Raw genomic sequence first — 10,711 nt, 5'->3', positions numbered from 1 at the left:
ACACGGACCTGAACCGTGCGCGTCTGCCAATTCCGCCACCCGCCCAGGAGTGGAGGCGCGGAACGTAGCAACGGGCCGACGGCCGCGACAACGCGCCACCGGTAGGCGCTCACCGCCGTCCGCCGCACCCCCACGCCTCCAGCGCACCCGCAGGGGCGATCCACACCGCACACGCGCGAGGTCGCGCGGGGACGTGCGCCGTTCGGACGGGACCGGTCCAGGGGGTCGTTCGGCTACGTTCCGGCCGGTCCGGTGTGGGTGGAGAAGACCGCCCGCGCTCCGACCACGACCCGAGCCACCTCGGGCCGTCACGAGCGACGACGCGACGCGGGACTCCGGATGGGCGTGCTCCAGGACTTCGAGAAACGGCTCGAAGGTGCTGTCGAGGGCTTCTTCGCGCGCGCGTTCCGGTCCGGCCTACAGCCCGTCGAGCTCGCCAAGGCCGTCCAGCGCTACGCCGAGGACCACCAGCACGTCACCGCCGAAGGCGTGGTCGTGCCGAACGTCTACCGCGTCCAGGTGAGCGCCAAGGACCACGATCGGCTGTCGACCTTCGGCGCGTCGCTGCCCCGCGAGCTCGGCGAGGTGGTGGTCAGCACGGCCGCCGACCGCGGCTGGACCCTGCGCGGCCCGGTCAAGATCCGCGTCGAGGCCTCCGAGGAGGTCCGCGTCGGTCGCTACCGGCTCGCCGGCCGCGTCGAAGCCGTCGGTGACGGCCAGGCGCCGTCCCGCGCGCCGGCCACCTCGGGGCCCCCGGCCAGCGACGATCGCGCAGCCGCCCCGGCCGACGACCGCGCCGCCATCGACCGCACCATGGTGGTGGGCGCCGTCCCTCGGACCAGCCTCGAGGTGCGCGTCGTCGACGGCGGCGACACCTCGCTGCGGGCACCGCTCACCGGATCGCGTTTCGTGATCGGTCGACTGCCCTCCTGCGGCCTGACGCTGCCGGACACCACCGTCTCGAGGGAGCACGCCGCGCTGGTGCGCCGCGGCGACGCGTGGTGGGTCGTGGACCTCGGCTCGACCAACGGCACCAAGGTCAACGGCCGACGCGCCGCCGAGCACCAGGTCGCCACCGGGGACCGCATCGAGCTCGGCGACGTCGTCCTCGAACTGGTGGGCGGCTGACGTGGTCCCCAACGCCCTGCTGACCCTGCTGAAGTTCGCGCTGCTGCTCGGGCTCTACCTGTTCCTGTTCCGCGCCATCCGTGCCGTCGCGGTCGACCTGTACGGGCCGCGCCGCAAGACGGCCCTTCGGCGTCCCGCCGTGGCCACGTCGTCGTCCGACAGCTCACGCCGGACCCGCAAGCCGCCGCGCGAGATCGTGGTCCACGCCCCGACGGGGACCCCCTCGGTACGTCCGCTCGGCAAGCAGGCCATCACGCTCGGCCGTGCCAGCGGCGCCGACATCGTGATCGACGACGTCTACGCCTCGGACGAGCACGCCCAGCTGCTGCCCGACGGCGAGGGAGGGTGGAACGTCCGCGACCTCGGTTCGACCAACGGAACCTTCCTCAACGGCGCCAAGCTGACCCACCCGGTACCGGTCGCCACCGGTGACCAGCTCCGGCTCGGCAAGACGCGCGTGGAGGTCCGCAGGTGAGCGTTGATGGGATCGCCGCCACGGGTGTGACCGACGTCGGGCGCGTCCGGAAGGCCAACGAGGACGCGTTCCACGTGGGTCCACGGCTCGTGGCCGTCGCCGACGGGATGGGAGGCCACCTCGCCGGCGAGGTCGCGTCCTCCACCGCGCTCGAACCGGTCAAGGCGCTCGACGAGGTCGACTTCACCGACGGTCCCGCCGCCATCTCCGCGCTCCGCGAAGCGGTCATCGAGGCCAACCAGACCGTGTCGCGCATGGCCGACGAGGATCCCGCCTACCGGGGGATGGGCACCACCCTCACCGTCGCCCTGATCGAGGGCCGCAGGCTGCACATCGCCCACGTGGGCGACTCGCGGGCCTACCTGCTCCGCGGGGACCGGTTCGCGCAGCTGACCGACGACCACACGCTCGTTCAGCACCTGGTCGACGAGGGGCAGATCACGCGCGAGGAGGCAGCGACCCACCCGCAGCGGTCCATCATCACCCGCGCGATCGGGGTGTCCCCCCACATCGAGGTGGATGCGCTGTCGCTCGAGCTCGACCCGGGCGACCAGCTGCTGTTGTGCTCGGACGGCTTGACCGGCGTCATCGACGACGACGAGATCGCACGGCAACTCGCCACGCGCGACGATCCGGACGAGACCCTGCAACGACTCGTCGACGCGGCGAACGCCGGGGGCGGTCCGGACAACATCACCGCCGTGCTCCTGCGGTACGGGACGCCGACGGCACCGTCGTCGAGCTCGGACGACGAGGACGGTGAGGACACCGGCCCTTTCGGCGGACCTGACCCCGGGACGGGCGGCGATGGCGACGGTGAACGCTCACCGGTGCAGATCGGGACGCGCTCCGAGTCCCACGGTGGCGATTGGGCCCGTCGGCTCGGCAACTACGGCGCCCTGACCCCGACCGGTGGTGGGCCCGGCGCGGCCGACGACGCGGAGGGTCGATCGCGCCGCTGGAAGCCCGGACGCATCCTCGCCGTGCTCGTCGCGATCGCGATCCTGGTGGCCCTCGCCCTGCTCGGTGGGAGGTTCCTGCTCGACCGGTCCTACTACGTGGGCCTCGACGACGAACAGGTGGTCATCTACCGCGGTGTCGACGTGACCGTCGGGCCGGTCGAACTCGGGCGCGTCCACGAGCGCAGCCAGCTCTCGGTCGACGACGTCCCCAGCTGGTACGCCGAAGCGCTCGACGACGGGGTGACGGCCGCCGACCTCGCCGACGCCCGCCGGATCATCGAGAACGCGCCCCGTCGCACCGGATCGGACACCGCGGACGACACCGACGCCGGGACCGACACCGGGACCGACACCGATCCGGGGACCGACGACACCGGGACGGACGCCGAGTCGTGAGCACGGCCCCCGCGAGCGCCTCGCTCCGCCGGCGCGAGCTCACCCTGCTGGTCGGCGCGACCCTCGTCGCGGCCGGGGCCGCCGTGCTCCTCCAGCTCTCCCAGACCACCGACGTCCCCCTCACAGCGCTCACGCCGGCCCTCGCCGTCGGTGCCGCCGGGATGGTCGCTCACGTCGCCGTCCGCTCGTTGGCTCCGGACGCCGATCCCGCGCTGCTGCCGCTCGCGGTGCTGCTCAACGGTCTCGGGTTGGTCTTCGTGCGCCGCGTCGATCTCGCGACCGACGGGACCCTGGCCGTCACCCAGACCGTGTGGTCGATCGTGTCGATCGGGGCGATGTGCGGGCTGCTGCTGCTGATCCGCGAGGTCCGCCAGCTCGGCCGCTACCAGTACACCTTCGGGCTGATCACGCTCGGCCTGCTGCTGTTGCCGATGGTTCCCGGCATCACCGCAGGCACCATCAACGGTGCCAGGCTGTGGGTCCGTGTCGCGGGCATGACGATCCAGCCGGGCGAGATCGCCAAGCTGACGATGATCATCTTCCTCGCCGGCTACCTCGAACGGAACCGCGCGCTGCTGTCGGTCGCGACCCAGCGCGTGGGGCCGCTGCTGCTCCCCGCCGCGCGCTACCTCGCGCCGGTCTTCGTGGCCGCTGGGGTCGCGCTGGTCATCATGGCGGGTCTGCGGGACCTCGGGTCGGCGTTGCTGTTCTTCGGCGCCTTCGTGGCGATGCTCTACATCGCGACCGGCCGCGTCGCCTACCCGATCCTCGGGGGTGCGGCGTTCCTGGCCGGGTCGGCGCTCGCCTACCAGCTGTTCAGCCACGTACGGGTCCGCGTGTCGATCTGGCTCGATCCGTGGAGCCAGGTCCAGGACTCGGGCTACCAGATCGCGCAGTCGCTCTTCGCCCTGGGCACGGGCGGCCTGACCGGCACCGGGCCTGGCTTCGGGCGACCGCAGGACATCCCGTTCAGCGCCACCGACGCGATCTTCGCCGTGGTCGGCGAGGAGCTCGGCCTGCTCGGCGCGTCGGCGCTGCTGCTGGCCTACCTGCTGATCGTCGTGCGCGGCTTCAAGATCGCGCTCACCGCCAAGGACGAGTTCTCCACCCTGCTCGCGGCCGGTCTCACCGTGACCCTGGGGTTCCAGACCTTCGTCATCATCGGCGGGCTGACCCGGCTGGTGCCCTTGACCGGCATCACCCTGCCGTTCGTCTCCTACGGCGGCTCGTCGCTGCTCTCTAACTTCCTCCTGATCGGCCTGTTGCTGCGCATCAGCGACGAGTCCCGCGCGCAGGTGACCGGCCGTGATCGCGCCCGTGATCGCGCCCGTGACCGCGCGGTGCGCCAGGCGGCACGAGCGTGAACCGGTCCATCGGTCGGGTCGCCGGGGTCGTCCTGCTCCTGTTCGGGGCGCTCTTCGTCAACCTCAACGTCATCACCCTGGTGCAGGCCGATGACCTCGCCACCCACCCGGCGAACCGCCGTCTGATCATCCGCGAGTACGCGATCGAACGCGGTCCGATGGTCGTCGGCGAGGAGGTCATCGCCCGCAGCGTCGAGACCGAAGGCGGCGACCTCCGGTACCGCCGCACCTACCCCGAAGGGCCGCTCTACGCCCACCTGACGGGCTACTACTCGTTCATCCTCCAGCGGGCCGCGCTCGAGTCCGCCCTCAACGAGGACCTCACGGGGCGCTCCACCGAGGAGGTGGCGCAGAACCTCGGCGAGCTGCTCGGCGCCAGCGACCGCGCCGGCAACATCGTCGAGCTGACCATCGACCCGGCCGTGCAGCGTGCCGCGGCCGAGGCGCTCGGTGGTGTCACCGGCGCCGTGGTCGCGATCGACCCCACCACGGGTGCCGTGCTCGCCAGCTACGCGAACCCGACCTACGACCCGAACCCGCTGTCCTCCCACGACCCGACCGAGATCCGCCAGACCTGGGAGGCCCTGAACGCCGACGAGGCCCGTCCGTTGGTCGACCGGGCGTTGCGCGAGACCTACCCGCCGGGTTCGACCTTCAAGATCGTGACGGCGGCAGCAGCGCTGGAGGCCGGCGCCGCTCCCGACGACACCTTCGACGACCCCGAGCTGTTCGACGTGCCGCAGACGACCGCCGACATCCCGAACTTCGGCGGCGGGACGTGCAACGACGGGGACCCGATCACCCTGGCCGACGCGCTCCGGGTCTCGTGCAACACCACCTTCGCGGAGCTGGCCGTCGAGCTCGGCGCCGAGGGGCTGGCCGCCCAGGCCGAGCGTTTCGGCTTCAACAGCACGGTGCCCTACGAGCTCAACGTGGTGGAATCGGCCATCCCGAACGAGCAGGACGTGCCCGCCACCGCCCAGTCCGGCATCGGTCAGCGCGACGTGCGCGCCACCCCCATGCAGATGGCGCTGGTCTCCGCCTCGATCGCCAACGGTGGCCAGCTGGTCCGTCCCCACGTCGTCCAGGCGGTCCGGGCGCCCTCGGGCCGGCAGCTGCGGGGACCGGCCGGTGCCTCGTGGGACGTCGGCGGCCCGTCGGGGGACCGTCCGGTGTCGCCCCGCACCGCCGACCAGCTGCGACAGATGATGATCTCGGTGGTCGAGAACGGCACGGGTACCCGGGCCGCGATCGACGGGGTCGAAGTCGGCGGCAAGACCGGGACAGCGCAGACCGGCGGTGACCCGACCGTGTGGTTCATCGGGTTCGCCGAGGAGCGGGTCGCCGTCGCGGTCGTGCTCCCCAACAGCTCACAGGACGCCACGGGTGGTGCCCTCGCGGCCCCCATCGCCCGCGCGGTGATGCAGGCGGCGCTCGACCGCTGATCGGGGTGGCGACCGCCGGTGGTGGGCCACCCGGCCGCTACGCTCGTGCGTCGTGCGATGCGGTCCGACGCGGGCCCCGCACCACCCGCACCACCCGCACCACCACCGGAACACGGAGCCACGGTGAGCGATGGACGTGTCCTGGCCGGACGCTACGAGCTGTCCCGGCTGCTCGGGCGCGGCGGTATGGCCGAGGTCTTCGCCGCCCGCGACCGCTCGCTCGGCCGCGAGGTCGCTGTCAAGATCCTGCTCGACCGGTTCCTCGAGGACGAGAACTTCACCCGCCGGTTCCAGGACGAAGCGCGGCACGTCGCCCGCTTGAACCACCCCAACCTCGTCGCGGTCTACGACACCGGGCAGGACGCCGGTCAGCCGTTCATCGTCATGGAGCTGGTCGAGGGACGCTCGCTCCAGCAGGCCATCGAGGCGGGTGGCCTCACCGAGGACCGTGCCCTCGAGGTCGCCGCCGATGCCGCCGCTGCGCTCGGGTACGCCCACGACCGGGGCCTGATCCACCGCGACATCAAGCCGGGCAACATCCTGCTCGCCGACGATGGGGCCGTGAAGGTCACCGACTTCGGGATCGCCCGCGCGGTCGACAACGAGACCGTCACTCGGACGGCTGCCGTGCTCGGCACCGCGGCCTACCTGTCGCCAGAACAGGCGCAGGGGCTCGACGTCGACGCGCGCAGCGACATCTACTCGCTCGGCGTCGTGCTCTACGAGGCCCTCACCGGGTCGCAGCCGTTCCGGGGCGACACGCCCGTGACCGTCGCCTACCAGCACGTCCAGCAGCCCCCACAGCCCCCGCGTGAGCTCGATCCCGGCATCTCCGCAGCGTCCGAAGCGATCGCGATGCGGGCGCTGGCCAAGAACCCGGCCAACCGGTACCGCGACGCCATCGAGATGCGCGACGACCTGCTGAGCGCACGGACGGGAGGCCCCGTCGCCGCACCGCCGGTCATGAGCCGGGACGAGACCGCCCTGCTCGCGCCTGCAGCCTCGACGACCGTCGTGCGTGGTCGGGACGAACAAGCCCGCCGCCGTGGCGCGACGTACGTGTTGCTCGCCGTGCTCGCCCTCCTGGCGATCGTCGGGCTCGTGTGGGGGTTGACGGCCCTGCTGTCGGGCGGCGACGTCCGGCAGGTGACCGTGCCCGAGGTGATCGGGCTCACCGAGGAGCTGGCCACCGAACGGCTCGAGGCCAACGGGCTCGAGCGCGGCGAGGTCACCGAGCGGCCGGACGACGAACTCGAACCGGGCACGGTCATCGACCAGAACCCGCGGCCAGATGCGTTGGCCGACGAGGGCAGCCGGGTCGACATCGTCGTGTCGACGGGAGCCGACGTCGTCGAGGTGCCCGACATCACCGACCTGCCCGAGGAGGACGCGCTCGCCGAGCTACGCGGTCTCGGGTTGGTGGCCGGCGAGCGGACCCGCGCCTTCGACGACGAGGTCGAGGAGGGTCGCGTCATCTCCCAGGAGCCGGAGGCCGGCGAGGAGGTCCCGACCGGCAGCCGCGTGTCCTACCTCGTCTCCCGCGGCGAGGAGCTGGTCGTGGTCCGCCCGGTGGTGAACCGGTCCCAGGAGGACGCCATCGCGGCCCTCGAGGGCCAGAACCTGGTCGTCTCGATCGACCGCGAGTTCAACGACTCCGTGGCGGAGGGCTTCGTCGTCCGCCAGGACCCGGGAGCGGGCCAGGAGGTCTCGCCCGGGGACACGGTCCGGATCGTGGTCAGCCGCGGCGCGGAACCGGAGCCCGAACCGGAGCCCGAACCGGAGCCCGAGCCCGAGCCCGAACCGGAACCCGAACCGGAACCGGAACCCGAACCCGAGCCCCCGACCGATGGCGGCACGGACGGCGAGGCGGATGGACTGCTCGGCTGAGCGGTGCTCCCTGCGCGGTTGCGGGGCGCTCACGTGGCGCGAACGCCACGCCAGAACCCCGGAACAGCGTCCCGCGCGGTAGCGGGGTGCTCAGGTGGCACGAGCGCCACATCGGGACCCCGGTACAGCATCCCGCGCGGTAGCGGGGTGCTCACGTGGCACGAACGCCACATCAGGACCCCGCGACAGCATCCCGTCCGGACCAGGCGGCAGGGTCCTGCCCCGGCAGTGCGAGCACGGCCCGGCCCGCCGCGACCAGCGACGCCAGCCCCGCACCGAGCGCGACGGCCACCAGCAGCCGTGCCACGACGTCGGGGAGCGAGGTGGGCACGATCGGCGCCGTCAGGGCTCGCAGCAGCAGCACCGACCACACCAGCAACGGCACGCCGGCGAGCGCACCGATCAGCTCCGGGCCGAGACCCGCCCGGCCGCGGACCGCGAGACCGACGCCGACCAGGGCCAGCGCGACCGCCGGCAGCAGCACCAGCGCCGGTTCGCTGTCGGCACCGGGTGGCAACCCGAGGCTGCCAGCCAGGCCGACCGTCCCCGCCGCGACCACCCCGACGAGCGTCACGGTCACGCTGGCGGCGGGGAAGCGCGACGCCGCAGCGACGCCGGCGCCGAGCACCAGCAGCGCGACGAACCCGGCGGGCAGAGCCGACACCGACGGTTCCCAACCGAGCTCACCGGAGACCGTGACGGGTTCACCGTCGACGGTCAACGGCAGCTCCCAGGCGGTGACCCGCTGGGGACCGTCCGCACCGGGATCGACGTTGCGGGGCAGCGTCGGGGTCATCCAGTGGACCCGGTGGTCGTGCCAGGCGTAGGTACCGCCCTCGGCGACGGGCTCCCAGCGAGGTGGTGCGTCCGAGGACGCTTCCGGCGGGACGGTGGTGTCCGCGGCGCCGTACCTCGCGTCGTTGAGCCACCTCGCGGGAGATGCCTCGTTGCGCTCCACCGTGCCGTCCGGCTGGAAGCGCAGGAACGGTTCGTCGTCGTAGCCCGCCACCTCGACCGTGGTGCCCGGCGCAGCGGTCAGTTCGACGAAGGCGTCCCCGCCGCGGACCGCGACCGAGATCGTGTCCGTCGCCGGCTCGACCCCCGTGACGCTGGAGGTGTAGTTGGTCGGTCCGGCGGGATCAGCAGCCGCTGGGGCCGCACCGACGACCAGCACGAGACCAGTCAGCAGCGAGGTGGTGGTGACACGGTGTCGCACGGCACGGCTCCTGCTCGTCACGGGGTGAGCGGTGGCTCGTCGCGGGCGGTCGGCTCCAGCACCGGCCGTCGGCGTGAGCCGATCAGACCACCGACGGCGGCCAACGCGAGCGCCCCACCGACGATCCACACCCACCCAGGGATGCCGCCCTCGTCCGCGGGCGGTTCGGTCGGCAACTCGTCGACACCAGGTGTGGCGGCGGGCTCCTCGGCAGCGTCGGCATCCGGCTCCACAGCAGCGTCCGTGGCCTCGCCGGCGTCGGCCTCCGTGTCGGCGGGGGGCTGGTCCACCGGCGGCGCGGGGGGTGCCGGCGCGTCCGGGTCCGCGTCGGTCAGCGTCAGCAGGACGGCCGGGTCCTCGGCGGGCTCGTCGGGCGTGCCGATCCAGCGGTACTCGAAGCCGTCGCAGCCCTGGAAGACCCGCAGGTGCACCTCGTCACCGAGCTGCCCGTCGACCACCACGTCGAAGGTCACCTCGGGTGCGGGGACACCGCCGTCGACCGCGGTCCAGATCACCACGTCCGGCACGGCCCCGTCCTGGCCACCCTCGGTGCTGACCGTGTACCCGTCCTGATCGTCGGCGGCGAGGTAGGAGAACGCGGCGGGGATCTCCAGTGCCACCTCGGTGGTCGGATCGCCGCCCGCGTCGTCCTCGGTGCCACACCCGTGCCCCATCGCGAGGGTCAGGGTGGTCAGCGATCCCGCCGGCGCGGTGGCGCCACCGGCGACGAACGGGTGGGCGCTGGCGGGCACCACGCCGACGATGAGCAGCGCGGTGGCCGTCACCACGGCGACGGTGAGGGGACGGCGTCGTCGCATCGGGACCTCGTCGGGAGCGTGGGCGGGTGGAGGGTGAGCAGGCGCGAACGCCTCGGGACGCGGCTACCGGACCTCGAAGCCGATGGTGGTCTCCGCTTCGTCGAAGCGACCGATGCCGGCCACCACGCGGACCTGCCACGGCCCGGCGAACCGCAGGTCCTCGATGGTGGCGGTCCAGTGGCCCGGCCCGGCGACGAACGGCTCGACCACGAACGGGCCGATGTCCTGCTCGGTCTGGGTGAACTCGAGCCGCAGATCGGTGACCTCGTCGGTGAGCTGGCCGGTCGCGTCGGAGGCGTAGACGTGGACCGCGTTGAGCCCGACCTCGGCAGGGTCGACGGTGACGCTCAGCCCGATCCCGTCGGTGAGTTCGGTGTCGACGACGACCGGCCCGGCGATCCCGGCTGCCTCCGCGGCCGGCTGGATGGCGACGAGGAAGCCCGTCAGCCCGAGGACCGCGACCAGCAGGACCGCTTCGACCTGCACGACCCGGGTGAGGCGCGACCACGCCGCAGCGCTGGCCGAGACGCGGTCGACCGCCTCCCCGGGCGGCGCGTCGGTGCTGGCGCCGGCGGGCACGGTCCGAGCACTGATGGCGGACACGAGCACGCGCCGGTTGTAGGCGGCGAGACCGACGACGACCCCGACGACCGCGACCTTCGCGAGGAGCGTCCACCCGTACGTCGTCGAGGTGAGCGCGTCCAGCCCGCGGACCAGCGGCAGCACCATCGCCGTCCCCGCGAGCGTCAGCGCGACGACCGACCAGAGCGCCAGCCGGCTGAACCGGGCGACGATCGTGGCGCCACCGACCGGGTCGTCCTCGATCCGTGTCGCGTGGAGCGTGAGCGCCAGCAGGACCAGGCCGCCGAACCACGCGGCCGCGCCGGCGAGGTGGATCGCGTCGCCGCCGACCAGCAGCCAGGTGGGCTCCACGGTGCGCTGGTGACCGTCGAGGAGGTGGGAGGCGAGCGCCAGGGTCGCCGCCGCACCGAGCCACAGCAGCGGCCGCCGCGTCCCCCG

9 protein-coding genes are annotated in these 10,711 nt (G+C 72.8%); 6 read left to right on the top strand and 3 right to left on the bottom strand.

The annotated features are described in order from the left end of the window. Positions 1 to 339: 339 nt before the first annotated feature. The 6 genes from WEB03_RS04485 to pknB all read left to right on the top strand — a co-directional run bounded on the left by WEB03_RS04485 (position 340) and on the right by pknB (position 7,657). Positions 340 to 1,128, top strand: a complete 789-nt coding sequence (locus tag WEB03_RS04485; RefSeq protein WP_368069769.1) for an FhaA domain-containing protein — start codon at positions 340 to 342, stop codon at positions 1,126 to 1,128. A gap of 1 nt (position 1,129) precedes the next feature. Beyond that, positions 1,130 to 1,603, top strand: a complete 474-nt coding sequence (locus WEB03_RS04480; protein WP_368069768.1) for an FHA domain-containing protein — start codon at positions 1,130 to 1,132, stop codon at positions 1,601 to 1,603. Then, entirely contained in the window at positions 1,600 to 2,961 is a 1,362-nt protein-coding gene (locus WEB03_RS04475; RefSeq protein WP_368069767.1) for a Stp1/IreP family PP2C-type Ser/Thr phosphatase, read from the top strand. The genes WEB03_RS04480 and WEB03_RS04475 overlap by 4 nt, the downstream gene beginning before the upstream one ends. Next, a complete protein-coding gene (locus WEB03_RS04470) occupies positions 2,958 to 4,325 on the top strand; it encodes an FtsW/RodA/SpoVE family cell cycle protein (protein WP_368069766.1) in 1,368 nt (455 codons plus the stop codon). The genes WEB03_RS04475 and WEB03_RS04470 overlap by 4 nt, the downstream gene beginning before the upstream one ends. Beyond that, the gene (locus WEB03_RS04465; RefSeq protein ID WP_368069765.1) at positions 4,322 to 5,770 is read left to right on the top strand and encodes a peptidoglycan D,D-transpeptidase FtsI family protein; all 1,449 of its coding nucleotides are present in this window, start codon (positions 4,322 to 4,324) and stop codon (positions 5,768 to 5,770) included. The genes WEB03_RS04470 and WEB03_RS04465 overlap by 4 nt, the downstream gene beginning before the upstream one ends. 123 nt (positions 5,771 to 5,893) lie before the next feature. Next, positions 5,894 to 7,657, top strand: coding sequence for a Stk1 family PASTA domain-containing Ser/Thr kinase (gene pknB, locus WEB03_RS04460; RefSeq protein ID WP_368069764.1), 1,764 nt, complete (start codon positions 5,894 to 5,896; stop codon positions 7,655 to 7,657). Positions 7,658 to 7,829: 172 nt separating this feature from the next. Here the strand turns inward: pknB and WEB03_RS04455 are convergent, their stop codons facing one another. The 3 genes from WEB03_RS04455 to WEB03_RS04445 all read right to left on the bottom strand — a co-directional run. Next, a complete protein-coding gene (locus WEB03_RS04455) occupies positions 7,830 to 8,873 on the bottom strand; it encodes a hypothetical protein (RefSeq protein WP_368069763.1) in 1,044 nt (347 codons plus the stop codon). Between the two features lie 17 nt (positions 8,874 to 8,890). Next, positions 8,891 to 9,691 (bottom strand): DUF1775 domain-containing protein, encoded by an 801-nt coding sequence (locus WEB03_RS04450; RefSeq protein ID WP_368069762.1) that lies wholly within the window; start codon positions 9,689 to 9,691, stop codon positions 8,891 to 8,893. Between the two features lie 63 nt (positions 9,692 to 9,754). After that, the coding region (locus WEB03_RS04445; RefSeq protein ID WP_368069761.1) for a copper resistance D family protein at positions 9,755 to 10,711 on the bottom strand (957 nt) is incomplete at its 5' end.

The sequence above is a fragment of the Nitriliruptor sp. genome (assembly GCF_040882075.1).
Classification (GTDB): Bacteria; Actinomycetota; Nitriliruptoria; order Nitriliruptorales; family Nitriliruptoraceae; genus Nitriliruptor.
This window is presented reverse-complemented; position numbering and strand designations above follow the sequence as displayed.